Here is a 25690-nt window from a genome sequence, read left to right as displayed (position 1 = left end):
GATTGGCGGGAGCGTGCCGATCATGTTCTGTGGTCGGCGAGACGACCATAGTCATTCAATGTTCGCGCTCGAGAACCCATATACGCCGCCGGGTACGAATATTTTTAAAGGGAGCCCCGAAACCGTCGCCCAATGGTCGACGGTGACGACGATCGTGTCTACTACGTTATCAGCGACATTCATCTCGGGGGCGACGAGCAACTCGAGGAGGCTGCGTTTCTGGACGAACTCCTCTCGTTTCTCGAACGTCTCGAGCGGACCGACGAGAACGCTGAACTGATAATAAACGGTGACGCGTTCGGTCTCTGGGAATTCACTCGCATCGAGGGAATCGAAAAGTTCGACGCGCTAAAAGGGGCGTATCCGGAGCTGTTCGAGCAGTTTCGTGCGACCGGCGAGAACACGCCGATCACGCTGTTGCCGGGAAATCACGACCACGAACTGGCCGCCTACGACGGATACGTCGAACGGCTTGCCGAGTATAACATCGATCTCGTTCAAGACCAGTCGATCAACCGGCCCGTCGGAGAGCAGGCAATTCACTTCGAACACGGACACCAGCAGGACCCGAACAACCGTATCGAAGACTGGGGAAATCCACACGCGTCGCCGCTCGGATACTATTATAACACGCTCGTGACGAGCCGCGCCGGCCAGGTGTCCGACCGAGGACGGTATAACTGGCTGAAGGACGTCCAGGCCGTTACGCCGACCGAGTGGATGCCGATCTGGCTCATTTCGAAGTACTTCTACCGCGAGATGAACCCGCTTATCCGGTACGCGATGGTTCCGTTCCTCCTGTTGTTCAACGTAAGTGCGATTTTAGCGATCCTCGCGGGACTCGATCTCGCCGGCGTCTGGTCGACGCCCGTCGAGGAAGCGACCGCATTTCTCGGACAGTTCGGTACCGCCGGCACGGCGGCCTGGTACGTGCTCGCGATAAACGTCGTCGTCACTGGCTTGTTGCTCCTGGTCGGGATTCCGCTGTACTTCCTACAGCGCGATATCAAGAAGACCATCGACCGCTTCGGGATTATGGATACCGAGATGACGGTCGATCCCGTCGCATCGTACGAGGAGGCCGCTCGAGACGTCTTCGACGACGATCCAGAGACGACGATATTCTGTTACGGACACACCCACCGTCCCGACGTCCGAGAGATCGACGGCGGATTGCTCGTTAACACCGGCACCTGGTTAAAGCGGCTCCACCGTCGAGACGGTGTTACTGGGCTCCTCCCGCCGGTGTTTTATCCATCGTATCAGCTCTGTGCGGTCCGTATCGCCGCCGAACCCGACGGCGTCGTCGTCGAACACGAGGCGATCGAGAAGCCGAGTCCCAGCGCCGACGAACTCACGCTCACCGAACGACTGCTCACGCTCGGCCGAGAGCCGAACCCCGAATTACCGGACCAGGCGGTCCTCGAGGATCGTGTGCAGGTTTCGACGCCCGAACCTGCCGAGTAACAGTGACGAACGCACACCCCTCGTTCGGATAGTATCGAACCGGTATGAATAGTGTCACCCGGAACACTAACGTCCAGCCTCATCCCGTGGCGGCATGCCGCGTCGGCTGGCTAACCCTCGTGCCGGGCGGGTGAGTTAGACGGCCTCACCATCCGTGTGGCGGTTTGGACCGCCAGACCGGTGATGAAACGCACCACCAACGTGTGTCGCGCGCCCGGGTTCGCCGTTCTATCATCGCACCCGAATGGGTAAGCTCGGACGGGGACTTGAGGCACGCATGTGACAGTAGCGTCCGCGTGCGTTTAAAGGCTATTGCGTGACCGCGGGAACGAACAACGGAGCCGCCGGCGGACCAAGCTGTCGTTCCAGCGCCGCTCTCTAAAACGAACCGAACTCAGTAGATGTATTCGTCCTCGCTGAACTGAACGTAGTTTCCGTTCCGGTACGCGAACTTCCGTTTCTTGTACGCCGCGAGGATTTTCGCCGCGCCGATTCCGGCGGAATACTTCTTCGAAATGATCGAGTCTCCGCCGCTCGAGCCCTGCATCTCGCGTACCGTTTCGAACGCACGATCCCAGTCGTCCGGTTCGTAGTCGGCGACGATATCGGCAAACGCGACGTTCCGGCGGATTTCGTCGCCGATCGCGCGTTTCCAGACGTCGTTGTAGTTCCCGAGCGAGTCCGTCGCGGCGAGTCGACCCGCGATTTTGCCGGTCCGGACGGCGACGTGGTAGCCGCCTTCGTGGAACGCCGAGGTCGTTCCCATCGCGCCGCCCGCGACGGCGATGTTCGCGCCGACGGGTGACTCGACTGGCCGGGTCGACGAAATCGGATACGTTTCGGTTCCCCGGGACTTGCCCCGATCTTCGACGATCGGGAAGTCCTCCTCGATGTCGTACTCGTCGCCGTACTCGAGCTCGAGCAGTCGGCGAATGTACTCCGAACCGGACGGGATGCCGTCGTCGGTGGCTTTCAGAAGCTTGTACGACTCGGGGTTGTCGATGTCGTCGAGGGTCATTCCGATGGGCATCGTGAGGCCAACGCGGGCGACCGTTCCGTCGTTGGGGAAGACCCACGGGTACGCAGTCTCGCCGGGCATGTAGCCCCACCAGAATTTGAGTCGATCCGATTCGAACAGTTCCTCGGGGAACTCTCGGTACTCCTGATAGGCAATATGGTTCGCTTTGGGCGGCGAGAGCTGTTCGGAAATACTCGAGCCGGGTTTCGTGAACTGATCGAGTGCATCGAGGGTCACCCGACGCTGTGGCCCGTCGGCGAGAACGACGTACTCCGCTTCGACCTCGTCGCCGCTCGAGAGCGCCAGCGTGTGTGATGGGCCGGAGAGATCGGTATCGATCGATTTGACGCTGGTCCCGACGCGCAGGTCCGCACCGGCATCGATAGCGCGTTCGTGGAGCCAGTCGTCCATTCGGGCGCGGTGGAAGGTGTATCCGAATTTCTGATAGGTGGCGTCCATCCCGGTCGTGTTCAACTCCACTGACGAACTGGGTCCGACGAAATCTGTTCCATCGAGCTCCCGGTGGACGACTTCGTCCGGGATCTCTTCGAACTCGAAGTCCATGATATCGATCCAGTAATCGAGCATCCCCGCGGCGTCGGTCGAATCGGGACCGGCTTCCGCACGGTCCTCTCGTGGGACGCCCTGTTCGAACAGGACGGTCTCCGCGTCGTGGTAGGCGGCCCGCTCGGCCGCGCTCGCACCAGCGGGACCACCACCGATAATCGCGACGTCGACGTGTTCCATACTCCGTTCGGACTCAGCGAGCCATATTAAACTGCCTGAAATTCGTATTCACTATCCTGTGGTTCAGCATTGTTGATAGAGCGTCCCAACGAACAGTATCCGATTGTCGGATGGGGAACGAACGTTTTTGGGGATACCACCCAACAGCACGGATATGGCCGACGAATTCGATGTTCTCGTTCTTCGCCAAGGAACGCACGGTATGCCCGTCGAGCAGTACGTTGAGACGCTACGTGACCGCCTCCCGAATCGAACCGTCGAACTCGCCCGAACGCCGGCGGCGGAACGGAAGAAGATTCGCGACGCGACATTCGTTACCGGAATGACGCTCGATTCGGAGCTACTGGAACACGCTGAAAACCTTGAGGTGTTCGCCTGCGCGTACGCGGGAACCGGTCACCTTCCACTCGAGGAACTCCGCGAGCGGGGTGTCACGGTGACCAACGCCTCGGGCGTTCACGGCCCGAACATCGGCGAGCACGTGCTCGGTTCGATACTGTACTTTACTCGCCGCTTCCACGAAGGCGAGCGCCGCCAACGACGGCGGGAGTGGCGACACTACCAGGCCCACGAATTGTGCGGTTCGACGGTTACTATCGTCGGTCTGGGTGCGATCGGGGAGGCCGTCTGCCGACGGCTCGAGCCGTTCGATGTCGACACGGTCGGCGTTCGATACTCTCCCGAAAAGGGCGGTCCGACCGACGACGTGATCGGGTTCGAAGCTGACGCGTTCCACGATGCACTCTCCGAGACCGACTACCTCGTACTCGCGTGCCCACTCACCGACGACACTCGAGGACTGGTCGGTCACGACGAGTTTGTCACCCTCGATCCCGATGCCGTTATCGTAAACGTCGCGCGCGGACCGGTCATCGAAACGGACGAACTGGTCGATGCACTGCGCTCGAGTTGGATTCGAGGCGCGTCGCTCGACGTGACCGACCCCGAGCCGCTTCCCGAAGAACACCCGTTGTGGAACCTCGGGAACGTCCAGATTACGCCTCACAACGCCGGCCACACTCCCCAGTACTACGAGCGACTTGCGGAAATCGTCGCGACGAACGCGACACGAATCACAGAGTCGGGATGGGACGCCGAACTCGAGAATCACGTCACGTTGTGACTTGATAGGGTCGATTGTCAGTCATTTCCAGTCGTTCGCCACCCCGCTCTGGCGACGAACTGGTAAACAGGGACAACCGACCCTATGAGACGTTCGTGGCGAGCGGAGGGGGGAATCCTTGCAGAGACGACTCCACAATGTATTTAGTGACATAGGCGAAACAGTACGACGAATATGACGGTCCTCTCGACGGAAGACGAAGGCAAGTTCCTCATGGATGTCCGCGGCGAACAGATCGGTATCGTCACGGAGGTCGATGCGATCGAACAGTTCGCGTACGTCGATCCCGAGCCGAAACTCACGAACGCGTGGATACAGAGCCTCGGATTCGGAGAAGCGGGTGAGGACGACATCAAGGTCCCGGCAGACAACGTCGCGACGGTGACCGATTCTGAACTTCGCGTCGATGCAGATCTCAGCAGCGAGTAGCACGAACGCCCGTCGACCGACTCCGCTCGATTGCTTTTATAATCGTCTAGGACGAACTCCTCTCTAATGAGTGGCCGACAGACCGACCCACAGACACGACGCCTCACGCGCCGACCTGCTTCGTTCGACGAGGTGAGCCGATGACACTGACGTTCGAGGGGACCATCGTGGTACCGCTGGCGGACCCCGACGACGCCGAGCGGACTGCGAGCGCGCTCGCTCCGCGCCTCGAGCCGACCGCGACGGTCACACTGGTGAACGTGATCGAGAAGGCGGGCGGAGGGATAGACAAGGCACCGATGGGTAAACGTCAGGAGTACGCCGAGGAAATCTTCGAAGCGGCACACGGCGCTCTCGCGGATGCCCCTGGGGATATCGAGACGGACGTCCTCTACGGAACCGATATCGTCGAGACGGTGTTCGACGAGGCACAGGAGAAAAACGCCGATGCGATCGCCTTTATTCCCCGAAGCGGGAACCGAATCACGGAGTTGCTTACGGGAGACGTTGCTCGGCGGCTGGTCAGGGAGGCGTCCATTCCTGTTGTTTCGCTTCCACAGCAGGAGTACTTCGACGAGTAGAACGGTACTCTGGTCGAATTTCCACGCCGTTTGTGCTTACAGAAATCCGTTCTCGAGCAACAGTTCGCCGTTGAGCACGCTCGCTCCGGCGGCACCGCGGATGGTGTTGTGTGCGAGACAGTTGTACTGCAGACCGAACGGCGACTCGCGAATGCCGCCCGCGGCGATGGCCATGCCGCCGCCGAGGGTACGATCCATTCGCGGCTGTGGTCGGTCCGGCTCCTCGAAGACGTGAATAAGTTGATCGGGCGAGGATCGGAGATCTAGCGCGGGATACGACCGCATCGCCTCTGCGGCGTCTTCGGCCGTGATATCCTCCTCCGTTTCGACCCAGACGTTCTCGAGGTGGCCGTCGATGGTCGGAATCCGGTTACACGAGGCCGCGACCTCGACGCTGTTGTTCGCGAGTTCAACGCCGTCGAACTCGCCGAGCAGTTTCCGCGATTCGGTCTCGAGTTTGTCTTCTTCGCTCCCGATGTGCGGGATCGCGTTGTCGATGATCTCCATCGATGTCACACCGTCGTAGCCCGCCCCCGAAACGGCCTGCAGAGTCGAGACGTGGACCTTCTCGAGCCCGAACTGTGCGAGCGCCGCGAGCGTCGGAACGAAAGTGATCGTCGAACAGTTCGGGTTCTTGAGCATTGCGCCGTCCCAGCCGCGTTCCTCGCGCTGGACTTCGAGGAGATCGACGTGTTCCGCGTTGACTTCGGGGATCACCAGCGGAACGTCCGGATCCATCCGTCCGTTCGACGAGTTCGAAGAGAGGACATAGCCCGCCTCACAGAACTCCGGTTCGACTTCGGCACCGACGCTCGAGGGGAGAGACGAGAATATGAGGTCGATGTCATCGGGAACTTCGTCCGGATCAGTTCCAGTCACGGTCATATCCGAAACGTCGGCGGGGATCGGCGAGTCGACGCGCCACTTCGCGGCGTCGCGGTAGGAGCGACCGGCACTCGACGCGCTCGCGGTCAATGCCGCGATTTCGAAGGATGGGTGTGGGTCAAGGAGTTGAATCAACCGCTGTCCGACGGCGCCGGTTGCACCGAGAATTCCTACACGTACAGTCATTTTCCGCACCTCGGGTTTGTGCGCGCAAAACCGTTTGGATTTCCCTCGCACGCTACTGTCAGCGAAAATTAATATGGTCGACTTTCGGGGAGTTCGACCCGGGACCACGAGACGAGCATAGAAGATATTAAGAAAACGTAGCCAAACAGTACGACCAATGGAACACAATCTGCGCCCGAATCGTTCAGTTATGACGATGTCGCCCGCCGATGACACGGATTCGATCGACATTCGAGTTGCCACCCATCGCTCGACCGGGTGGTCCAAATGAGCGGTTCGACCCCTGACTCGGCCGGTATTGGACCGTTTAGCGGCGGATTCGGTATCGGAGCGGCTGCCGTCGGTGTTGTGAGTATCTTGATCGGTCTCCTGGCCGCTGTCGACGGCTACACGGAGATGGGAATGCTCGTCACCGGCGATGACCCGATACTCGAGGGGGTCATCATCCTGACGTTCGGTGTCGGGATCGGCGTCGTCGCGCTGTTTGCTGGCGCGTATATGGAGCCCGGATTCGGCGGCGACGATCACGGGCACTGATCGGCCGGTTCCATGATCGAACGGGGTCCCCCGAGTCGGTTCGGGTGAATAACAGACGACCGCTGTGACGTTTCTCACCGGGGAGGACGATATTCGGATGGATAGTGAAACCACTCTCGGGTACTAGAGTAGTCGTCGCGATTACACCTCGAAAAATTCAGGCAGCGACCTTTCCGCTCTTCTTTCGCGTGACGTAGCCCGCAATCCGGTTCCGAACACCTTTCGATTCGATGTTCGTGAGCTTATCGACGCTATCTTTGTTCTGTTCGAAGTCAGTCGTGAACGCGTCCGGGTACTGCTCTAACAGGAGCGCTCCCGTCTTTTTGACGTAGGCCGGTTTGATTGCCATAGAGGAGTTTCCGTCTAGAGGGCCTTAATTGACTCCCTTTTCGTTCGACCGAAGGACGCGACTATCGGATCCCGTCTCCGCTGGCGATACTCTCGCTCGGTGGCTGAGAACCCTCCTCAGCCGACCGCCCGTCCGCCTTTCCGACAAGTTCCTGAAACCTTTCCGATCGCTCCGCAACTCTGTCCATCATTTCGCTGTCGGGCTGCGTTTCTCGGGACTCGAGGAGGAAGGTGGTGATGACGACGGTCTTGACCCACGGTTTGAGAAATCCGGTGTAGATCGTCACAATCGTCCCGACGACGACCGCCCATCCTAGTAGCTGGTACTGGCCGGAAACACTTCCGAGAGTGGTTGCAACCGGTATCAGCGCCAAAGCCAGTACGAAAGCCACGGCGTACATTCCAACGACGATCAACAGCGTCGACCCGAGCACCGACCTCCAGTTCTTGCCGTAGAGGACCACCCCGTCTCTGGCCGAGCGCCACCGATTTTGGTCGCTATTCGTGAACATGTATGCGATGATCGCTTCGTCGATATACGACGCCGCGATCGCAATCGCCTTCCCGAGAAGCTGAACGAGTTTCTGCAGATTCGGAACGATAGAAACCAGACTCGAGAACGAGACGACCGCCCCGTTGAACTGGGTGATGACCGCTTTGATCAGCTGGTCGACGGCAAAAAGTGCGCTCGCTTCGGTAAAGTGCTCGCTCACCTGCGACTTTCCATACTGGATCTGATTCGAGGGAACCTCGCCGGTTTCGATAACGTGAGCGATGACTGCGATATGAGCTACTTTGACGAGATACAGTACATACCTGCTGACCAGTCGCCACCCCGCCACGAACAGTCCGATAGAGAGGGCCAGGCCGACGACTGCGACGAGTTCAGAAATGGACCCCGACTCGAGCAGTCTGCGCCCGAACCAGGCGATGGCCCCGAAGTAGACGACGGCGAGAAGCCCACAAAGCAGTCCGATACCAAGCCGAAGCATCACGAACGGGAGCGTTTTCCGAAACACACTCGTCGCGGTTCTGAAATGAAACCTCATCTACGGGAGGGATCCCGCCTAATCGTATTTAAACTCGAGTGTGCGGGGGCGACGAGAATTCGCTGGAGCCGCTGGTCGAACGGTTGGGGGATCGGGCCGCTGGTGTCGTCCTGTTACTCTCGGACAGGACGGTCCTACCACTCCGCGAGTTCGCGTACCCGAGACAGCGCTTCCCGTTCGCGGTCGCTTCCGGCTCGTTCGACGACCGATGCGTAGTGATCGAGTCGGTCACGAAGGACGGACTCGTTGTACCCGTCGACGTCGAGTCTGGACGCGGCGACAGTCGCTTCGATGACGGCACCGAATCCTCGATTTATCGTCGGTACCGTCTCGGTTTCGACCGTCGACTCGAGGGGCCGAACCTGCCATTCTTCCCAGCGGGTGCCGTCCTCGCTTCCGGCATCGGTTTGCTCGACCGAAACTCGAACCCACGCGTCGGCCGACTCGAGGACGGGCTCTTCGAGTTCGGAAATCGAGAGAGCGGCATCGACGAAGTTGACGGGATCGCGCGTAAACTGCACGTATCCCGTCCCCTGCCTGTGGAAGTTCCGCCGGGTCCGCGTGTTCCCCCACGTTCGCGCAGACACGGTAATCGCATTTTCGGGGCACTCGATGTCATCCAACCTGTCGTCCTCTCCTGCGCTCTCGTCCGCTTCAGCGAACAGTCCGAGCGCGGCCGCGTTCCAGCGGCCGTTCGGCCCGAGCGTGGTGACGACCGTCTCCGTGACTCCCTCGAGCGTAACCGGCCAGTCCACTCTCTTTTCTGACCCGCTCGTCCGGTCGGCCTGGTCGCCATCTCCGTGGGCACCGCTCATAGTTCGATCAGTTCGTTCTCGAGCGCGATGAACAGTCCGGCGGCGGTCAAATCCGCCGTCGTCCCCGGATTCACACCCCGGGAGACGAGTTCGTCGGAGAACGATTCGACCGCGTCCCGATTCGCCTCGACCGAGCCTGATTCGACCAGTACGGCGGCTCGTTCCGTCACTTCGGTCGCGACGGAATCGCCGTGGCGCCCCGCAACGAGCGTGTCTGGACGATCCGCAAGGACGGAAAGAAATACCGTCGCAGCCCGATCCGCAATCGGCCCGGTTGCTTCGGCGAGTCGGTTGGCCGCGTCGAACGATCGCTTGAATCCGGTAACCCACTCGCGAGCCACGTCGTCGCCGGGAACGCTTCGATCCATCACGTCGAGCAGCGTCAGTCCGCGCGTCTCGAGCGCCGGAATCGCGTCGTCGCCCCGACGAACGTCGAGGGCCTCGAGTTCGTCGGGCGGTTCGGAAACGAAGACATCGACGTGTTCAAACGCCCGGTAAAACCCTTTTGCATCCGCGACGGTGGTGTCCTCGACGACCGATTCGACCGCGGATCGCGAGACGCCGTCATCCGAAGCTTTGACGAGTGCGACGAGCAACAACAGTGCGCCGAACTGGGTGTTCCCGCCGCCCTGTTCGGCCATCCCCTCGACGCTCCGCTCGAACGACCGGCCGATCGGCTCTCCCGATTCGGCCATCCGAAGTCCGCGCTGAGAGCCGACGGCACCCGCCAAAAAGTGTTCGAAGAGCAGGTCATCGAGGTCCCGCGACCGGTCGACGTTCCCCGGTTTCGGCGTTCCACAGACCTCGAGCAACAGCGCGAGTTCCGCGTTCTGGGAAGCACTTCGCATATGCACTACGTTCGAATCTGTCGGCTGTCGGCTTAGGACTTGCTGGACGATCGAAACGGGTTCGAGAGGCGGTTCGCTCGGTCGTCATCGGTTCTCGCAAGCGTCTCCGTTTTTTTCGTCGGTGTCGAGCGTTCGGTATGAGCGATAGCCGCGGAGAAACGAGCGCGTTCCAGCGGGGGCGGTCGTTCGCCGAAACGGTGGTCAGGGGAATCAGCCAGGAAAACGTGACGTTCATGGCTGGCAGTATCGCCTATCAGGCGTTTATTTCCCTGATTTCGCTTCTGGTTCTGGTGTTCTTTCTCGTCTCGGTCGTCGGCGACGAGGGACTGGCATCGCAGGTCACACAGACTACGGAAGGGTTCCTTCCGGACGCTGGAAACGAGCTTCTCGAGGATGCGATCGCCGGCTCCGTTGCGACGACCGGCGGAACGATAATCGGACGGGCGGTACTGGAGGCCGAAAACGAGCGCCTCCGCTCCGAGAACGAGGAACTCCACCGCAGGGTCGAACGTGAGCGCCATCCGGCCTGGCGGAGGCCGCTCGAGCGACTCTTTCAACGCGAGTCGCGCGTGAATCTGGGAGTCGTTCGGCGATAACGAGAAGACAGATTGAGCGGAGCACTGGAAGTACCCAATCCGGTGTGAGGCCAAGAGTTCGTTCTCAGGACTCAATCGAATTCGACTCGAGACCGAGGTGGGTATCGACGGCGCTTTGGACCTGCTCGAGTACGACGGAATTGTCGCTGGGACGGCCGACACTGACCGCGTCCGCGCCGTATTCGACGTACTCGCGGACCGTTTCGTCGTCTCGGACGCCGTTGTTCGCGATGACGAACAGGTCCGTCCGTTCGGCCACGTCGGCGATCACGTGCTCCGAGTCCATCGCATCGACGTGAACGAACGTCGCGCCGGCGGTCTCGAATTTGTTCGCGAGCGCCGGCAGATCGACGCCCGGTACTTCCGTCCGGACCTTGACGCCGACCGCGGCTCCCGTCTCGACAGCGGTCTCGACGTACGATCGAAGGCGTTCGGTATCCGCCAGTAGCCGTTCGCCACAGCCGACGGCGCACATCTCGTCCTGTCTGCAGTGAGCGTTGATTTCGAGCAGTGCGTCCCGGTCTCGACAGACGCGGGCGGCACGCGCTATCGGTTCCCTCGTTGCGGACCTGACGTTTACTGCGGGCCGTATCGGGACCGTATCGAGAGCCTCGAGTTGACTATCGATAAACGCGAACGGGTCTTCGGGGAGAAACTCTTCGCGGTCTCGATCGACCAGCTTTCTGGCCCCCGTCCGCGAGCGTTCGTCGATGGCGATGCCGCCGAGGAACGCACACCCGGCGAATTCCGAGCCGGCTCGAGCCCAGTCGGCGTCCGCCTCCCCGCTGAGACTCGCCAGTGCGAGTGGTGGGTCGAACATAATCGCGCTCACTCGACCGTCTCGATGGCCTCGGCGATCGTTCGGATGATGCGCTCGGCGTCCTCGATCGAGCCGATCTCGATGTCGGTCCGGATCGTCGGGCGATCGAATTCGGTCCCGTCGTTCTCGTCGACGACGAACGCATCGGCGAACGGATAGGTCGTCGCGAGTCCCGCCGTCGAGGGCTCCGCGCCGACGGCTTCCATCAGCTCTTCGGCGGGTCCGGAGAACGCCTCGTCGTCGAGGAACGGCGAGACGACGACGACGGTCGTCTGGCTGAGCGCGTCGACGAAACCGGGGATAGCGAGCATCGGCCCGATGCTCGTCACCGGATTCGACGGGCCGACGACGACTGGTTCCTCGAGCGCCTCGAGGACGCCGGGAGCTGGTTTTGCCTCCTCGGAGCCGCGGAATTCGACGTCTTCGACGGTCGGGTCGGCGCGCTGACCGACCCAGTATTCCTGAAAGTGCATCGTCCCGTCTTCGGTGTGGACGAGGCTGGCGACCGGGTCGTCGCTCATCGGAAGGAGATCGAACGGGAGGTCGAACGCAGAAGAGAGTCGGGCCAGGGCCTCGCTCAACGAGTGGCCCTGATCGAGGAGACTCGTTCGCGTGATGTGGACGGCGCGATCACGGTCACCGATCGTCATGAACTCGGCGACCCCCGAGAAGCGACGCCAGTTTGCGATTTCCCGACCCGCGGTCTGGCGATCCGCCGAGAGGTACTGCGGTCCGTCCGGGAGGTCAGCCGCATCGGCGATCTCCATGAGTTCGGCGTTCGTTCGGTGCGTGTCGCCCTCGATCCCCCACCAGGTCTCGCGGTCGAGCACGTCGCCGCCCTGAAAGAGAAGCGTATCGACGTCCGGGCAGACCAGCAAGCCGCCGAGTTCGATATCGTCGCCCGTGTTGGCGACGATCGTTATCTCGTCGGGCGAATATACAGCTTCCACTCCGTCGACCAGCTTCGGTGTCCCGGTGCCACCGGAGAGGAACGTAACCATACGCACACACGCGTCCGGTAGTACTTAGACCCTTTCAGCCTGAGCCCTGAAATGCGATATCGGGGCACCTTCGGTCGGCCAGGAATTAAGAATTCGCGCGCTCAACGGTACCCGACGCCTTATTCGCGGGAGAACGAAATATATCGGACAACCGAGTCGCCTCACTCGCTTCGAACCGGTTCCCTCGCAGCTCACTCGCTAACCCAGTCGGCAAAGCTCCCCTCGAGGAGCGTCTCCGATTGGCGCTCGACGTATCGCCGTTGCATCGATTCGATCGCCGTCTCGAGATCCTCGCCGGACTCGAGGTGGCGGCTCACTTCGTCGTGTTTCCATTGGGCCGGCGTTAGCCCCTGCCGAACGCGTCGCCTGAGCGGGTAGAGGTACTTCGCGGCTTCCTCCTCCGAAAGGTCGCGGTTCGTCAGGCCGTCCTCCGCGTGCGCCAGCAGGTCGTCGTAGAGGTCGACCAAATCGGATGTCTCCTTGCCGTCGTTCGTGATCCACGTCATGTCCGCGTCGAGGCCGTCGCGCATCGCGGCGTAGAAGTTTTCGTGGGCGTGCTCCCAGTCGAGTTCGTAGACGGGGTGCTCGAGACGAACCAGACTCTCCATCAGCCCGGCGAAGGCGGCCTGGAAGGCGATGGAGTCCCGAACCGTCGGCTGGGCGGAGATTGGCCGAAACTCGATTCGCGCGTTGGCGGCCGACCGCGTCGCGCCGTCGAAGACGGGCCGAACCCAGCGCCAGTAGGTGCCGTGTTTGCGCCGGAAGTGAGGGAACTGATCGTCGAATCGGTCGCCGGTTTCGACGGGCATCGGAACGAGGGTGTCGTCGTCGACGATCCGCTCGATCGCTTCTTCGACCTTTCCGAGGTCGCGCGGGAAACGAACCTTCCCCTCGGAGGTGTGGCGTTCGTTGAGCACCGATTCGAAGATGGCGATTCGGTGCTCCATCCACGCGTCCTCGAGGATCTCGTCGGGGCTTGCGTTCTCGTCGTAACAATCCGGGGGGAAAAACGGGGAGTTGACGCCGAGTGCCAGGAGGGGGCCGGCGATGCGAAGCGCGTAGTTGAAGTACAGCGGAAGGTCGATCGCGTGGGGAACTTGGTAATGCGGTTGGATCGACGTGATCAGGCTTTCGGGCATGACCGTGTCGGCCTCGAGCGTCACGTTCGGGGCGTCGATTTCCATCGCCGCGGATTGGGCGCGGTCGGTGTTGGCCATCGCGTGATACCGCCCCGAATCGCTCATATTCGTCGCGATTCGGATCTGCTGACCGTCACCCTCGGAAGATCCGGACGCCTCGTCGTTCTCGCCAGCACCGGTAACCGTCCGCTCGACGCTGTCCGTGAGATAGGTTGTCGCGTCCTCGCCTTCGGGCGGAATCGTCCACATCGCGTCGCTAACGAGGCGCATCCCTTCCGAGTGCGTCACGTCGAGTGCCGTCCGGAGGCGGGCCTTGACCTCCGACTCCTGTGCGCGAAGCCCGTGAGCGTTCAGCGGTTGGGGACTCGTCGTCATCTCCGCGTTGTGGAGGCCGAGTTCCTTCTCGAACCCGATCAACTCGAGGAGGCGGCGCGGGACCCGTCGGAGCGAACACGCGTCGGATTCGACCGCGTAGAACTCGTACTCGAGGCCGACAATGGCCTGCGGGTTATCGAAGACGCCCTCGTCGATCGCCTGAATGATCGTTTCGGCGTCGGCCTCCGCCTGGGAGCGAAACTCCTCGGCGTCGACCGTCAGTACGTCTGCGACCCGCTCAGCGAGTTCCTCCTCTGGCATACATCCGAGTGTGAGCCCGATTGCCTTGAAGGCACGCCCATCGAACCACGGGTGGGATATGTTCACACGACCGCGCTCGTTGACCCGATTATCGCTCGCCGACAGACGACGTTGCGAAGAATTCGTTCGTCGGTCGACCGACGGCCAGTCAATCCGTTTAACACCGTCAGTTACGTAGCCATCGTCGATGGAGTTCGCCACGTTCGCGGATCGCGCCGCCGAGATCGAAGCCGAGCCAGCGGACCTCGAGACCGTCGATCACGTCAGGGCGCTTTTCGAGGAGAGCACGGGGGAAATCCCCGAGGAAGACGGGGCGGATCTCGAGCGCGGGGACGACGAACTCGAGATCGTCGCTCGGTACGTCCAGGGTCGGGTCTTTCCTGCGTGGGAGTCGACGACGCTCGATATCGGTCCCAGTTCGTGTTACGAGGCGATCGCTCGCGCGGCGGGAACGAACGTGGGTCCGGCTGATGTCGAGGATCGATTGGCAGAACTGGGCGAGATCGGCGACGTCGCGGCGAGTTACGAGTACGGCGGTCAGCGGGGTCTTGGGGCGTTCACCGGGGACGCCGGTGGGAACGCGCTCACCGTCCGCGAGGTCGACGAGACGCTCCGCGATCTCGCGGCGGCGGACGGCTCCGGGAGCGCCGACAGGAAGATCGACCTGCTCTTTGGATTGTTCAACCAGTGCTCGAACGAGGAAGCCAGATACCTCGCCAGGTTGGTCCTCTCGGAGATGCGAATCGGCGTCGGCGAGGGAACCGTTCGGGATGCCATCGCGGCGGCGTTCGAGGTTCCGACGGAGCGCGTCGAACGAGCGCTGCAGGTCTCGAACGATTACGGACGAGTCGCTCGCGTCGCACGAGACGAGGGGCTCGAGGGACTAGACGCGATGGACCTCGAGGTCGGGCGACCCGTCCAGGCGATGCTCGCCCAGACGGGAACGGTAACCGGCGCACTCGAGGAGTGGGAGGAAGCCGCCGTCGAGTGGAAGTACGACGGCGCGCGCGTACAACTGCACTACGATCCCGACGGAATCGAGGCGTCGAACGCCGAAACCCGCGTCTTTTCACGGAACATGGAGGACGTGACGACCGCGCTTCCCGAGGTCGTCGAGTTCGCCGAGGAGACGCTCGAAGTACCGGTTATTCTCGACGGAGAGGTCGTCGCCGTGGACGGGGACGGTTCGCCGCTTCCGTTCCAGGAGGTGCTTAAACGCTTCCGGCGGAAACACGACATTGCGAAAGCGCGCGAAGACGTGACGGTCAGGCCCGTCTTCTTCGACTGTTTGCACGCGGAGGGGACGGACTATCTCGAGTCTCCGCTGACGGAGAGACACGATCAGCTCGTCGAACTGCTCGCGGAAGCGGACGAGCCAGACAGCGACTCGCTCGATGAAATTCGGGGGCTCTCTCTCCTGTGGCGGACCGACGACCCGGACGAAATCGAATCGATCGATGCCGAGGCCCTCGAGTCCGGTCACGAGGGAATCATGCTCAAGGATCCGAACTCGGCGTACTCGCCGGGGCGACGCGGGAAACACTGGCGAAAGCGCAAACCTGACGTCGAGACACTCGATTGCGTTGTGACGGGGGCGGAGTGGGGCGAAGGGCGACGAGCGACGTTTCTGGGAACGTTCGAGCTCTCCGTTCGCAACGGCGATAGCGGGGACTCCCTCGAGACGGTCGGGAAGGTTGCGACGGGGATCACCGACGAAAAGCTGGCCGACCTCACGGAACTCCTCGAGCCCCACGTTCAGACCGAAGAGGGCCAGCGCGTCGAACTTGAGCCCGCGGTCGTTTTCGAGGTCGGGTACGAAGAGATCCAATCGTCGCCGACGTATTCGTCGGGATACGCGCTTCGCTTCCCGAGATTCCGGAGCGTTCGCCACGACAAGGACCCGGCCGACGCCGATTCGCTCGAGCGCATCGAACGGATCCGGGACGAATAGGATCGAGGCCAGGTAAGCACCCTTAAGAGCCGCCGCGAGAAGGCTGTCGTATGCAACCGCGCGATCTATCCGACCACGTCGCGTATCAGGCCGGTCGGGGGATCGAGGAGGTCGCCCGCGAACTCGGGCGTGATCCCGCCGAATTCATCAAACTGGCCTCCAACGAGAACCCCCACGGGCCCTCGCCCGCAGCCGTCGAGGCTATCCGCGAGACCGCCTCGAGCGTCAATAGCTACCCGAAAGCCGCACACGCGGATCTGACGGAAGTTATCGCCGAGGACTGGGGAGTCGACGACTCGCAGGTGTGGCTCGCCAACGGCGGCGACGGGGCGATCGATTATCTTCACCGAGCGACTCTCGAGTTTGACGACGAGATTCTGGTTCCGGAGCCGGGATTTGCCTACTACGGGATGAGCGCCCGATTCCACCACGGCGACATCAGCACGTACGCGCTCGAGCGAACAGACGACTTTGAACAGACTGCCGAACCCGTTCTCGAAGCCTACGACGGCGAGCGGGTCGTCTACCTGACCAGCCCGCACAATCCGACGGGTTCGACGATCGATCTCGAGGAAATCGAGCGGGTAGCCGAGGAAACGGGTGACGACACGCTCGTCGTCGTAGACGAGGCCTACGGCGAGTTCGCCGACGTGGAGAGCGCACTCGCGCTGATCGAGGGGAACGACGGATACGACGCTCGAGACGACGTCGCGACCCTGCGGACGTTCTCGAAAGCCTACGGCCTCGCCGGCGTCAGACTCGGGTATGCCATCGTTCCCGAAGAGTGGGGCGACGCGTACGCACGCGTAAACACCCCGTTTGCGGCGAGCGAACTGGCCTGTCGCGCGGGTCTGGCGGCTTTTGACGACGGCGAGCACGTCGATCGAACCGTCGAAACGACGCTCGAGTCGCGCGAGTCCATGCGTGAGAACGTCGAGGCGCACGTCTGGCCGAGCGAGGGTAATTTCGTCCTCATCGCCGTCGGCGACGCCTCGGCGGTGGCCGAAGAAATGCAAGAGCGGGGCGTGATCGTTCGGGACTGCACGAGCTTCGGATTACCGGGCTGTATTCGCATCACCTGCGGTACCGAATCCGAGACCGAACGCGCGGTCGAGACGCTCAATCGGGTGATCGAGGAGTTCGGCCTCCCCGATGGAGCACAAACAGGTGACACCTCCGACACGAACGCCTCGGAGGTGTCGGACACGTGAGGGTCGCCATCACCGGAACGCCCGGAACCGGAAAGACCACCGCGACTGCCGCACTCGAGTCCCGATTCGCCGAATCCGATTCGGACTCGAAGACGGGCGCGGTCTCCGTCGACGGCTCGACGCTCGAGGTCGTCCATCTCAACGAGTTACTCGAGGACGAGGAGTTGTACACGGAGGTTGACGAAGACCGCCAGAGCAAGGTCGCGGATATGGACGCCCTCGAGGCTCGGCTCGAAGGACAGGACGACGTGCTAATCGAATCTCACCTCGCACACCACTTCGAGGCCGATCGTGTCGCCGTGTTGCGCTGTGAACCCGATCTCCTCGAGAAACGTCTCGAAGAGCGCGGCGAGTCACCGGAGAAAGCGAGCGAAAACGCCGAGAGCGAAGCGCTCGATGTCATCCTCGGCGAAGCCGTCGACCGGCACGGTCTCGAGTCGGTGTACGAAATTGATACGACAGACAGCCGGCCTGACGATGTCGCAGACGCGCTCGAGGCGGTCGTTTCTGGTGAGCGAGAACCGGGTGCAGGCGAGGTCGACTTTATGGGGTATCTCACATGACGCTCGATCAATTCAGACCGTACATTTCGCGCTTTCTCGACCCGTTCGTTAAGGGCTTCGATCGAATCGGCATGACGCCGAACAGCGTCAGCGTGCTCGCGTTCGGGATGGCGGCCGCCGCGGCCGTCGCGTTCATGCTCGGCGGACGGGCGGACCCGATCTGGTTCGTCGTTGCGGCGGTACTCGTGTTCGTCAACGGCTGGTTGGATATCGTCGACGGCGCGCTCGCGCGTGAGCAGGGCGTCGCCTCTGCCGGCGGGGACCTGCTCGATCACGTCCTCGATCGGTACGCGGATATCGTCATCATCGCCGGACTGGCAGCCGGCATCGAGCGTTACTTCCTCGGTTTCCTCGCGGTGACGGGCGTCGTGATGACGTCGTATCTCGGAACGCAGGCCCAGGCCGTCGGTCTGGATCGGGTCTACGGCGGACTCGTCGGTCGGGCGGACCGGCTCGCGATCATCGGCATCGTTGGCTTTCTGGCCTACCCGCTGTGGGATATCGCTCCGGCCGACCTCACTGTGATCGGCTGGCTGTTGGTCTTCCTCGCCGTCGTCGGGCACTTCACCGCCCTCCAGCGGTTTTTCTACTCCTGGTCGGCGCTCGATTGAACGTCGATCGACGCCAGGTACCTGTTTCTCTACCAACTCGAGGCTCGCCGCATGGTTTATCACGCACCGGAATATAGAGTCTGCCATGGTTCAGTGCGAAATGTGTGGCGCCGAGACGTCGTCCCCGAAAACGATCAAAGTTGAGGGTGCCAAACTGGACGTGTGTTCGGATTGCACAGATTTCGGCACCGAAGTGAAAACCGGGTCCTCGAGTTCGAGTACGTCGACGAAGTATTCGACGGGGTCGAACGCCGGTAGTTCTTCGAGTTCGAGCGGGCAGTCTTCCGGGTCGGCCTCGAGTTCGAGCACCGCCAGCAGTTCGGGCGGCTCGACCCGAAGGTCGGACATGTTCGACGACATGGACGAAATCGCGACCGACTACGACGACCGGATTCGTCTGGCCCGCGAAAAGGAGGGACTCAGCCAGTCGGAGCTCGCAAACGAACTCAACGAAAAGGCGAGCCTTATCACGAAACTCGAGCGCGGCGACACGCTTCCGACCGACAGCGTCCAGTCGAAACTCGAGAAGTTCCTCAACATTAGCCTCACCGGAGAGGGCGGCTCGAGCGAGGATGCCGACTGGGACGGAGGCTCCTCGAGCGGAAGCTACACGCTCGGTGACGTGGTCAAGCGAAAGGACTGATCGCGCGGGTATCGACGTGGACCCGTCCGATTCCTCAGCGGGTAGCGGTTGACGGCCCACTCGGACCGCCCTCGCACAGTTGTCGAAACCTCTTTCTGTTCTGGCATGCCTGTCTCCGGTATGTTGATCCTCGTCAATCTGAAGACGTATCCGTGTGATCCAGTCGCCGTCGCCGAAGCGGTTCGCGACGTCGACGAGGAAACCGACGCTCGACTCGCCGTCGCTCCCCAGGACGCTCACATAGAGCGGGTTGCGGCAACCGGCGTCGAGACGTGGGCCCAACACGTTGACTCGATCGACTACGGAAGTAATACGGGTCACACGCTGGCGGAATCGGTCGCCGAAGCGGGAGCCGAGGGAACGCTGATTAATCACTCCGAGAACCGACTGAAGCTCGCGGATATCGACGGCTCGGTTCGGGCCGCCGAACGTGCAGGCCTCGAGACGATCGTTTGTGCGAACAATCCGGCACAGATCGGTGCCAGCGCGGCGCTCGGCCCGGACGCCGTCGCGGTCGAGCCGCCGGAACTCATCGGAACCGGGACGCCGGTCAGTCAGGCGGATCCCGATATCGTCGAGGATGCCGTCGAGGCCGCCAGCGGCGTCGATGACGACGTTTCGGTCCTCTGCGGTGCGGGAATCAGCACCGGCAACGACGTCGTTTCTGCGGGCGAACTCGGCGCGGAAGGCGTCTTGCTCGCCAGCGGCGTCGCGAAGGCAGACGACCCCGAGGCGGCGCTCGAGGACCTCGTCGATCCGCTGTAACGCCGAACCGGGTGATGGCTTGGTCCTCACCCGTCTCGCACCCGCAGTTTCGTGCTTACCCTTTTTGTGCTCGCTCGCAAACGCCCGGTAATGAGCGAGGACCGTCCTGTTTCCGTGAGTCTCGAGAACCGATTGATGAGCAACGGCTACTACGTCACGGCGTACGAAGAGACTGCAGATCGAATCACGCTAACATACGAGGCGGTTAGCGAATCGGAGACGGTAACTAGTCACGAAGTCGGCGTGGTCGTCCGGACGCTACTCGCTATCGAAGACGAACGCGACGACTGGGAGCCGGGACGGCTCGAGGTGACCTCAACGACGACCGACGGTGCCGTTCGCGGCCACTGGCACGTCGAAGAGGCGTGGTTTCGGGGGCTCTCGGAGGGGTTGTCGGCACCCGAATTTTCCGAGCGCGTGCTCGAAACGATCCGGGCCCCGTCTCAGGAGTAAGTCACGGCTCGAGGGAGGGTGGCGTCACTGCTGAGAGATTTGTCGTCTCGCGTAGTCCGTCCGTTAGCACGGGATACGCAAGGCGAAGTGTGCGATAGCCTCGGATCGGATTCGACGCCGCAAGCTGTTTGTGTAGTGGTGGAAATCGGGTAACACAATAGGGACGGGAACTGTAGCATATCCATGAGCACGAGAACTCGATTTGGAGACGTTGCCGGCGGTTTCACGCGCGAAGGGGTCGGTCTCGGCGTCGTCGATATCGCGCTCCTGTCCGGGCTCGTCACGTACGGACACCTTCACCACGGCGGCAACCCGCTGGCGAACCCGCTCGGAGCGGTCGAGGCTATCGTTCCGTTTCTTATCGGATGGGTGCTCGTCTCGATGTTGGCGGGACTGTACACAAGAGGTGTGTACGCCGATCCGGCTCGAGTTGTCCGGTACGCGACCCTCAGTTGGATCGCTGCGGCAAACCTCGGGTTGATCATCCGGTCTTCGCCCCTGTTCGACGGCGGCGCAGCGTACCCGTTCAACCTGGTGATCACCGGTACGGGCCTCGTGGTCTTCGTACTCTGGCGGACCGCGTTCGCCGTGAGCAGGTGAATGCCGCGACCGAGGGACGAGCCGGGGCCGATCCTTCCCATCTTTGAAGACAGACACATCAAATTATAATTAGTAGGATGGCTCGAGAGACGAGCGGGGCGTCTGGTTCGACAGCTCTCGAGGATTACTTTCGCTACTAGTACCGATGTCGGCTTTGTACGGCGATTAGATGCAAATTAAACAGCGGCATATCATGTTGGTGGTTATCTAATACCATACTTGTGTCGAAAATGTACTATCTTGTGTCGAAGTATGTTATCTCCATAAGTTATGAGAACGTGGTGAAACAGATCCGTGTTTGAGACAAGTCCAGTATCAAGCGATTATGAGAAACACTTATATTACTATTCCACATACGTTAGAATACATTATGACTGGATACTACGACATTGTTCTCGGCCTCATCCCAGTCGCACTGCTCGGGATCACCGCAGCCCTCACCGTCGTTGGGATCTCCCCGAGCGCAGCGATACCGATCGGTTCGCTCGTTGCGATGGCGCTTATCGGTCACGCGATGTTCGTCAACGCCCCAGTCGAGCCCACGGACGAAACCGGAACGACGCGACCGCCGATCAACGCTGACTGAACGCGACGCTCTCTCCCTGTCTTTTTCTCTCCTGGTCGCTATGGGTCATGTATGACCGATACACTGTTTCTCTCGAGCGATGATGTCTCCGGGCTCGCAACACCGGAAGCGTACGTCCAAGCCGTCAGAGAAGGGTACCGTCAGGTCGGGAACGGCGCGTCCGCCGATCCCCGTTCGGCGTACTTCCGCACCGATCCCGACGGTATGTTCACCGAGTATGGCGCCCTGCTGCCCGAAACTGGAGCGATGGGCGGGTATATGTACAGTGCGGGTTTCTCGACTGAAGACGCGTGGTTTATGACGCCGCTGTTCAACGCCGAATCGGGCGAACCGCTTGCAGTGCTCGACGGGGCGAGCATGAACCCGTTCAAAACCGGTGCCGCCGGAGCCGTCGCGGTCGATTATCTCGCACGAGAGGACGCCACGACGCTCGCAGTCATCGGAACCGGCCCGCAGGCCCGCGGACAGCTCCACGCCACAGCGACCGTTCGCGAGTTCACCGACGTTCGCGTCTACTCGCCGACTCGAGAAAACCGGGAGTCGTTCGCCGAGGAGTTCGACGATGCCCTCGAGGCGTCGGTCACGGCCGTCTCCTCGAGCGAGGACGCCGTCTCCGGTGCGGACGTCGTGATCACGGCGACGACGGCAACGGATCCGGTGTTCGACGGCGAGCACCTCGATCCCGGGACGCACGTGACCGCGATGGGCCAGTACGATCCGAACAAACGGGAACTGGACGTGACGACCATCGAACGCGCGACCTACGTTCCCGACCTTCGCGAGCGAGTAACCCAGGATGCGGGATCGTTCATCGCCGCGCTCGAGGCGGACCGCGTTTCGGCGGATCACGTTCACGCCGAACTCGGGGACGTGGTCGCGGGCGCCGAACCCGGACGGACGTCCGACGACGAGATAACCGTCTTCGACAGCGGGGGAACGGGGATCGAAACGGTCGCCGCGGCGTCGTTGCTGTACGAACGAGCGCTCGAAAACGACCTCGGCACGAAAATTTCGTTCGCACCGGCGAGCGAAGTGCTGACGGGTCGACTCGACTCCCAGTAGCTCGACATCCTCCACAGACGACTACAAAAAGGCCGATACGGCCTACGTTGGGTGCCCCCGCTGGTGACAGCGGCGTGGCGGTCGTCCTGGAACGCCCAGTGGTGACGACATCCACCCCGCAGAGGGTACTCCGGTGCAGTCCCATTTCAACCTTATCGCCAGTTCGGAACGCTAATGAGGGGCGGAAATCACTCAAGCGGTCTCGAGCGGCCGAATCTTGAATCCGTATCGAGTCACACCCTCCTGCGTGTAGATTCGGCGAATCGTCGTCTCGACTCGGTCTCCGACCTCGAGCGTTGATGGATCGGCGTCGGTTCCCATCGCGGGGAGACATACCCTTTCGCCGCTAACCTCGAAGGCGACGATCGCCGCGGCGTAATCGCCCGACTGGGCCTGCTGTTCGGCGAACTCGGGCGGCGCTCCGCCCTGTGAAATCGTCGTCACTGCCTCGATCGTCCCCTCTCTCGGGAGCTGTACCGGGTCGTACTCGCCGAGGAAATTACAGGATCGACAGGCACCTTCGGGTGGGAACTCGAGCGACCCACACTCCGGACACCGTCCCGCTTCGCGTCGATACCGCTGTGGGATCGACCGCTGCCAGGCAGGGACGCTGACGTAGGCACCGCCGCCTGAGGGCGGCCCCGAGGTGACGACACCGCGTTGGCGCAGATATGCCGCGTAGGAAAGCGGCGTTTCGCCGCCGAGATCGAGCGTCGTCGGAACCCCGCTCGGGTTCTCGATCACGAACGCGTCGGCCCCTGCGCCGCTTCCGTGGGAAACGGCGAGGATCGTTTCATAGCCGTTCTCGAGGGCTTTGGCGACCGAAATTGGGACGCTCGCCGCCCCGAGATCGCCGAGGTCGTGAACCGTCGTGGCGGCTCGAATGTCGTCCGTCTCCACGCCCACTGGCCCACTCGAGCGGTAGGGGAGTTTTCCGTCGGGTGCCTGAATCGCGGCGGCCGACGGCGACCACGTTTCTTTGAGTCCGTCGATAGCGCCGCCGATCGTCTCGGTAAACGCGCGTCGGTCGTACTGGGTCACGCCGAGCTCGTCGATAGTCTCCGAACCGGATTCGCGAAAGCGGGTCCCGGGAAACGCACGGGCGTACTCTGCCCGGTCGACGATCCGTGCGGGACCGTCGCACTCGAGGACAAACGCCGCTGCGCCGGCACCAGCAGCGTGGTCGATAGCGTCGTCCGGTTCGCCGCGGGGCGCGTCGGCGGCGACGATCAGCGCACGCTCCGCGCCAGCTTGCACGGCGTCCATGCCCGCCCACAGCGCGCGCGTTCCCGCTCGCGTGCTCGACGTGAACACGTGTCTCGACGTCTCGGACTCGAGCGCGATCATCGCGCCGAGGCGTGCAGTTAGATCCTCCTCGGCGACCGGCGGCCGGGAGGTCCCGAAGCCGAGCCAGTCGATCGACTCGGGGTCGACGTCGCCGACTTCGAGCGTCCTCGTCGCGGCTTCGTAGGCCATGGTCAGTGCGTCCTCGTCCGCTGCAGCGACCGCCTTCTGGTTCACGCCCGAGGCCTGGAATTGGCCCCACGCGTCGGAAAACTCCTCGGCGGTGATTCGAAACCGCGGGGTGTAGGTACCAATCGCGGAAATGCCGGTCATGCTTGCACCCCCGATTCGCCTTCCTTCTCGAAGATGTGAACGACAGCTGCGCCACCGCTTCCGCCCACGTTGTGGGTGAGTCCGCGAGTCGCGCCCTCGACCTGTCGCTCGCCGGCGGTTCCGGTCAGTTGTTTGTACGCCTCGACGACCTGCCCGGCACCCGTCGCGCCGATGGGGTGGCCCTTGGATTTGAGGCCTCCCGAGGTGTTCACCGGAAGCTCGCCGCCGAGTTCGGTCGTTCCGGCCTCGACCAGGGAGCCGGCTTCACCGCGTTCGCAAAAGCCGAGGTCTTCGTAGGCCAGCAGTTCCGCGATGGCAAAGCAGTCGTGAACCTCCGCGAAGTCGAGGTCGTCGGGACCGACGCCCGCCGTCTGGTAGGCGGCGTCAGCGGCTCGTTCGCTAGCCGGAACGCGGGTATATTCCTCGCGCTCGAAGAGTCCGACCGAATCGCTTCCGGCTCCGACGCCGGCAACCCGAATCGGCTCGTCGGTGTACTCGGAAACGACGTCTTCGCTGACGATCAGCGCGCAGGCGGCCCCGTCGGAGGTCGGACAGCAGTGATAGAGGTTCAACGGATCGGCGACGACCGGGGCTTCCATCGCATCCTCGAGCGAACACTCGAACCCGAGTTGGGCGTGGGGATTCTTGGCCCCGTTCGAGTGATTTTTAACGGCGACTCGAGAGAGCTGTTCACGTGTTGTTCCGTACCGTTCCATGTGAACGCTGGCCATCTGTGCGTAGACGCCGGAAAACGTCGTTCCTGAGAGACGCTCCCACTCGGTTTCGCCGGAGACGCCGAGCCAGTACTTCGTCGCGTCGGAGCTCATGTCGGACATCACCTCGAAGCCGCTCGCGAGGACGACGTCCGCCATCCCGGACTTGACGGCCTGGACGGCGCTGCGAACGGAAAAGCCGCTTGCGGCGCAGGCGTTTTCGACGCGCGTACAGGGAACGCCCTCGAGCCCGACGTGTTCGGTCACAGCGGGTCCCGAGAGCCCGAGTTGGCGCCCGCCGACGCCAAGGGTCCCGACGAACGCCTCGTCGATGGCCGACTTCTCGAGTCCTTTCGGAACGCTCTCGAGGGCCGACTCGAACGCCGTTCGGAACAGCGACCTGTAACTCTCTTCGGGGAACGCCCCGTAGTCCGATTGTCCGGCACCGACGAGGTACGCGTCTGACATAGGAGTGGCTGGGAGACCCGACGTAAAATAATTATATAATCTCAGTAGACAATGGTAGGGGGACGCTGAATCCGTCCTTCGGGTGGATTGTTCCCGTCGTGGGAGAGAAATATATTCTGTATGGTATGTTGACGTAGTCGAGAGATACGTGTCGGGTGGAAAGGACAGGACAATCATACCATCTTATTTCAGCTTTCAATCGCGGATTTCTCGAGAATACGC

At 62.0% G+C, this 25690-nt stretch carries 27 protein-coding genes; 16 read left to right on the top strand and 11 right to left on the bottom strand.

The window, feature by feature from the left end:
- Positions 1-132: 132 nt before the first annotated feature.
- Positions 133-1467, top strand: coding sequence for a metallophosphoesterase (locus tag QNM96_RS20915; protein WP_283838746.1), 1335 nt, complete (start codon positions 133-135; stop codon positions 1465-1467).
- 394 nt (positions 1468-1861) lie between these two features.
- Here QNM96_RS20915 and QNM96_RS20910 read toward each other — a convergent pair whose 3' ends face one another.
- Positions 1862-3232: an NAD(P)/FAD-dependent oxidoreductase gene (locus QNM96_RS20910; protein ID WP_283838745.1), complete on the bottom strand. Its 1371-nt coding sequence runs from the start codon at positions 3230-3232 to the stop codon at positions 1862-1864.
- 154 nt (positions 3233-3386) lie between these two features.
- Between QNM96_RS20910 and QNM96_RS20905 the strand changes: the two genes are divergently transcribed.
- The 3 genes from QNM96_RS20905 to QNM96_RS20895 all read left to right on the top strand — a co-directional run bounded on the left by QNM96_RS20905 (position 3387) and on the right by QNM96_RS20895 (position 5365).
- On the top strand, positions 3387-4355 hold the full coding sequence (locus QNM96_RS20905; RefSeq protein WP_283838744.1) for a D-2-hydroxyacid dehydrogenase: 969 nt from the start codon (positions 3387-3389) through the stop codon (positions 4353-4355).
- Between the two features lie 174 nt (positions 4356-4529).
- Positions 4530-4784 (top strand): hypothetical protein, encoded by a 255-nt coding sequence (locus QNM96_RS20900; protein WP_283838743.1) that lies wholly within the window; start codon positions 4530-4532, stop codon positions 4782-4784.
- A 140-nt stretch (positions 4785-4924) separates the two neighbouring features.
- Entirely contained in the window at positions 4925-5365 is a 441-nt protein-coding gene (locus tag QNM96_RS20895; protein WP_283838742.1) for a universal stress protein, read from the top strand.
- A gap of 36 nt (positions 5366-5401) precedes the next feature.
- Here QNM96_RS20895 and asd read toward each other — a convergent pair whose 3' ends face one another.
- Entirely contained in the window at positions 5402-6436 is a 1035-nt protein-coding gene (gene asd, locus QNM96_RS20890; RefSeq protein ID WP_283838741.1) for an aspartate-semialdehyde dehydrogenase, read from the bottom strand.
- A 267-nt stretch (positions 6437-6703) separates the two neighbouring features.
- On the opposite strand from asd, the gene QNM96_RS20885 reads away from it, so the two are divergent.
- Complete coding sequence (locus tag QNM96_RS20885; protein ID WP_283838740.1) at positions 6704-6973, top strand: hypothetical protein; 270 nt, start codon at positions 6704-6706, stop codon at positions 6971-6973.
- 157 nt (positions 6974-7130) lie between these two features.
- Here the strand turns inward: QNM96_RS20885 and QNM96_RS20880 are convergent, their stop codons facing one another.
- The 4 genes from QNM96_RS20880 to QNM96_RS20865 all read right to left on the bottom strand — a co-directional run bounded on the left by QNM96_RS20880 (position 7131) and on the right by QNM96_RS20865 (position 10033).
- A complete protein-coding gene (locus QNM96_RS20880) occupies positions 7131-7322 on the bottom strand; it encodes a 30S ribosomal protein S17e (RefSeq protein WP_283838739.1) in 192 nt (63 codons plus the stop codon).
- A gap of 61 nt (positions 7323-7383) precedes the next feature.
- Positions 7384-8313, bottom strand: coding sequence for a hypothetical protein (locus QNM96_RS20875; RefSeq protein ID WP_345782558.1), 930 nt, complete (start codon positions 8311-8313; stop codon positions 7384-7386).
- A gap of 191 nt (positions 8314-8504) precedes the next feature.
- Positions 8505-9185: a DUF447 domain-containing protein gene (locus tag QNM96_RS20870; protein WP_283838737.1), complete on the bottom strand. Its 681-nt coding sequence runs from the start codon at positions 9183-9185 to the stop codon at positions 8505-8507.
- Positions 9182-10033: a triphosphoribosyl-dephospho-CoA synthase gene (locus tag QNM96_RS20865; protein WP_283838736.1), complete on the bottom strand. Its 852-nt coding sequence runs from the start codon at positions 10031-10033 to the stop codon at positions 9182-9184. The genes QNM96_RS20870 and QNM96_RS20865 overlap by 4 nt, the downstream gene beginning before the upstream one ends.
- A gap of 137 nt (positions 10034-10170) precedes the next feature.
- On the opposite strand from QNM96_RS20865, the gene QNM96_RS20860 reads away from it, so the two are divergent.
- Complete coding sequence (locus QNM96_RS20860) at positions 10171-10629, top strand: YhjD/YihY/BrkB family envelope integrity protein (RefSeq protein WP_345782557.1); 459 nt, start codon at positions 10171-10173, stop codon at positions 10627-10629.
- A 64-nt stretch (positions 10630-10693) separates the two neighbouring features.
- On the opposite strand, the gene QNM96_RS20855 is transcribed toward QNM96_RS20860, so the two are convergent.
- The 3 genes from QNM96_RS20855 to QNM96_RS20845 form a co-directional block, all read right to left on the bottom strand.
- The gene (locus tag QNM96_RS20855) at positions 10694-11449 is read right to left on the bottom strand and encodes a tRNA-dihydrouridine synthase (RefSeq protein ID WP_283838735.1); all 756 of its coding nucleotides are present in this window, start codon (positions 11447-11449) and stop codon (positions 10694-10696) included.
- 8 nt (positions 11450-11457) lie between these two features.
- Positions 11458-12450, bottom strand: coding sequence for a 2-phospho-L-lactate transferase (gene cofD, locus QNM96_RS20850; RefSeq protein WP_283838734.1), 993 nt, complete (start codon positions 12448-12450; stop codon positions 11458-11460).
- A gap of 191 nt (positions 12451-12641) precedes the next feature.
- Positions 12642-14225, bottom strand: coding sequence for a hypothetical protein (locus QNM96_RS20845; RefSeq protein WP_283838733.1), 1584 nt, complete (start codon positions 14223-14225; stop codon positions 12642-12644).
- 187 nt (positions 14226-14412) lie between these two features.
- Here QNM96_RS20845 and ligA point away from each other — a divergent pair, with 187 nt between their 5' ends.
- From ligA to QNM96_RS20795, 10 genes are all read left to right on the top strand, one after another.
- Positions 14413-16176 (top strand): ATP-dependent DNA ligase LigA, encoded by a 1764-nt coding sequence (gene ligA, locus QNM96_RS20840; RefSeq protein ID WP_283838732.1) that lies wholly within the window; start codon positions 14413-14415, stop codon positions 16174-16176.
- A 50-nt stretch (positions 16177-16226) separates the two neighbouring features.
- Positions 16227-17387 carry a histidinol-phosphate transaminase gene (hisC, locus tag QNM96_RS20835; protein WP_283838731.1) on the top strand — a complete coding sequence of 387 codons (1161 nt, stop codon included), beginning with the start codon at positions 16227-16229 and terminating at the stop codon, positions 17385-17387.
- Positions 17384-17950 carry an adenylate kinase family protein gene (locus QNM96_RS20830; RefSeq protein ID WP_283838730.1) on the top strand — a complete coding sequence of 189 codons (567 nt, stop codon included), beginning with the start codon at positions 17384-17386 and terminating at the stop codon, positions 17948-17950. Before hisC ends, QNM96_RS20830 begins: the two co-directional genes overlap by 4 nt.
- On the top strand, positions 17947-18561 hold the full coding sequence (locus QNM96_RS20825; RefSeq protein WP_283838729.1) for a CDP-alcohol phosphatidyltransferase family protein: 615 nt from the start codon (positions 17947-17949) through the stop codon (positions 18559-18561). The genes QNM96_RS20830 and QNM96_RS20825 overlap by 4 nt, the downstream gene beginning before the upstream one ends.
- 85 nt (positions 18562-18646) lie before the next feature.
- Positions 18647-19204, top strand: coding sequence for a multiprotein bridging factor aMBF1 (locus QNM96_RS20820; RefSeq protein ID WP_345782556.1), 558 nt, complete (start codon positions 18647-18649; stop codon positions 19202-19204).
- 120 nt (positions 19205-19324) lie between these two features.
- Positions 19325-19969 (top strand): triose-phosphate isomerase, encoded by a 645-nt coding sequence (gene tpiA, locus QNM96_RS20815; RefSeq protein WP_283838728.1) that lies wholly within the window; start codon positions 19325-19327, stop codon positions 19967-19969.
- Between the two features lie 90 nt (positions 19970-20059).
- Positions 20060-20422 (top strand): hypothetical protein, encoded by a 363-nt coding sequence (locus tag QNM96_RS20810; RefSeq protein ID WP_283838727.1) that lies wholly within the window; start codon positions 20060-20062, stop codon positions 20420-20422.
- A 183-nt stretch (positions 20423-20605) separates the two neighbouring features.
- Positions 20606-21022: a DUF3054 domain-containing protein gene (locus QNM96_RS20805; RefSeq protein WP_283838726.1), complete on the top strand. Its 417-nt coding sequence runs from the start codon at positions 20606-20608 to the stop codon at positions 21020-21022.
- Between the two features lie 370 nt (positions 21023-21392).
- Positions 21393-21608 carry a hypothetical protein gene (locus QNM96_RS20800; RefSeq protein ID WP_283838725.1) on the top strand — a complete coding sequence of 72 codons (216 nt, stop codon included), beginning with the start codon at positions 21393-21395 and terminating at the stop codon, positions 21606-21608.
- Positions 21609-21659: 51 nt separating this feature from the next.
- Positions 21660-22670 (top strand): ornithine cyclodeaminase family protein, encoded by a 1011-nt coding sequence (locus tag QNM96_RS20795; RefSeq protein WP_283838724.1) that lies wholly within the window; start codon positions 21660-21662, stop codon positions 22668-22670.
- 192 nt (positions 22671-22862) lie between these two features.
- Here the strand turns inward: QNM96_RS20795 and QNM96_RS20790 are convergent, their stop codons facing one another.
- Both QNM96_RS20790 and QNM96_RS20785 read right to left on the bottom strand, forming a co-directional pair.
- Complete coding sequence (locus tag QNM96_RS20790) at positions 22863-24287, bottom strand: ACP synthase (RefSeq protein WP_283838723.1); 1425 nt, start codon at positions 24285-24287, stop codon at positions 22863-22865.
- Positions 24284-25468: a thiolase domain-containing protein gene (locus QNM96_RS20785; RefSeq protein ID WP_283838722.1), complete on the bottom strand. Its 1185-nt coding sequence runs from the start codon at positions 25466-25468 to the stop codon at positions 24284-24286. The genes QNM96_RS20790 and QNM96_RS20785 overlap by 4 nt, the downstream gene beginning before the upstream one ends.
- Between the last annotated feature and the right edge of the window lie 222 nt (positions 25469-25690).

It is taken from the genome of Halostagnicola sp. A-GB9-2 (assembly GCF_030068615.1).
Classification (GTDB): Archaea; Halobacteriota; Halobacteria; order Halobacteriales; family Natrialbaceae; genus Halostagnicola.
Note: the sequence above shows the minus strand (reverse complement) of the source record. Positions and strands in the feature narration are given on the sequence as shown.

Bases quoted from the DNA above. Each gene is read 5' to 3' on its own strand.
- QNM96_RS20915 (WP_283838746.1), top strand. From the start codon at position 133: ATGGTCGACGGTGACGACGATCGTGTCTACTACGTTATCAGCGACATT.
- QNM96_RS20910 (WP_283838745.1), bottom strand. From the start codon at position 3,232: ATGGAACACGTCGACGTCGCGATTATCGGTGGTGGTCCCGCTGGTGCG.
- QNM96_RS20905 (WP_283838744.1), top strand. From the start codon at position 3,387: ATGGCCGACGAATTCGATGTTCTCGTTCTTCGCCAAGGAACGCACGGT.
- QNM96_RS20900 (WP_283838743.1), top strand. From the start codon at position 4,530: ATGACGGTCCTCTCGACGGAAGACGAAGGCAAGTTCCTCATGGATGTC.
- QNM96_RS20895 (WP_283838742.1), top strand. From the start codon at position 4,925: ATGACACTGACGTTCGAGGGGACCATCGTGGTACCGCTGGCGGACCCC.
- asd (WP_283838741.1), bottom strand. From the start codon at position 6,436: ATGACTGTACGTGTAGGAATTCTCGGTGCAACCGGCGCCGTCGGACAG.
- QNM96_RS20885 (WP_283838740.1), top strand. From the start codon at position 6,704: ATGAGCGGTTCGACCCCTGACTCGGCCGGTATTGGACCGTTTAGCGGC.
- QNM96_RS20880 (WP_283838739.1), bottom strand. From the start codon at position 7,322: ATGGCAATCAAACCGGCCTACGTCAAAAAGACGGGAGCGCTCCTGTTA.
- QNM96_RS20875 (WP_345782558.1), bottom strand. From the start codon at position 8,313: ATGCTTCGGCTTGGTATCGGACTGCTTTGTGGGCTTCTCGCCGTCGTC.
- QNM96_RS20870 (WP_283838737.1), bottom strand. From the start codon at position 9,185: ATGAGCGGTGCCCACGGAGATGGCGACCAGGCCGACCGGACGAGCGGG.
- QNM96_RS20865 (WP_283838736.1), bottom strand. From the start codon at position 10,033: ATGCGAAGTGCTTCCCAGAACGCGGAACTCGCGCTGTTGCTCGAGGTC.
- QNM96_RS20860 (WP_345782557.1), top strand. From the start codon at position 10,171: ATGAGCGATAGCCGCGGAGAAACGAGCGCGTTCCAGCGGGGGCGGTCG.
- QNM96_RS20855 (WP_283838735.1), bottom strand. From the start codon at position 11,449: ATGTTCGACCCACCACTCGCACTGGCGAGTCTCAGCGGGGAGGCGGAC.
- cofD (WP_283838734.1), bottom strand. From the start codon at position 12,450: ATGGTTACGTTCCTCTCCGGTGGCACCGGGACACCGAAGCTGGTCGAC.
- QNM96_RS20845 (WP_283838733.1), bottom strand. From the start codon at position 14,225: ATGCCAGAGGAGGAACTCGCTGAGCGGGTCGCAGACGTACTGACGGTC.
- ligA (WP_283838732.1), top strand. From the start codon at position 14,413: ATGGAGTTCGCCACGTTCGCGGATCGCGCCGCCGAGATCGAAGCCGAG.
- hisC (WP_283838731.1), top strand. From the start codon at position 16,227: ATGCAACCGCGCGATCTATCCGACCACGTCGCGTATCAGGCCGGTCGG.
- QNM96_RS20825 (WP_283838729.1), top strand. From the start codon at position 17,947: ATGACGCTCGATCAATTCAGACCGTACATTTCGCGCTTTCTCGACCCG.
- QNM96_RS20820 (WP_345782556.1), top strand. From the start codon at position 18,647: ATGGTTCAGTGCGAAATGTGTGGCGCCGAGACGTCGTCCCCGAAAACG.
- tpiA (WP_283838728.1), top strand. From the start codon at position 19,325: ATGTTGATCCTCGTCAATCTGAAGACGTATCCGTGTGATCCAGTCGCC.
- QNM96_RS20810 (WP_283838727.1), top strand. From the start codon at position 20,060: ATGAGCGAGGACCGTCCTGTTTCCGTGAGTCTCGAGAACCGATTGATG.
- QNM96_RS20805 (WP_283838726.1), top strand. From the start codon at position 20,606: ATGAGCACGAGAACTCGATTTGGAGACGTTGCCGGCGGTTTCACGCGC.
- QNM96_RS20800 (WP_283838725.1), top strand. From the start codon at position 21,393: ATGACTGGATACTACGACATTGTTCTCGGCCTCATCCCAGTCGCACTG.
- QNM96_RS20795 (WP_283838724.1), top strand. From the start codon at position 21,660: ATGACCGATACACTGTTTCTCTCGAGCGATGATGTCTCCGGGCTCGCA.
- QNM96_RS20790 (WP_283838723.1), bottom strand. From the start codon at position 24,287: ATGACCGGCATTTCCGCGATTGGTACCTACACCCCGCGGTTTCGAATC.
- QNM96_RS20785 (WP_283838722.1), bottom strand. From the start codon at position 25,468: ATGTCAGACGCGTACCTCGTCGGTGCCGGACAATCGGACTACGGGGCG.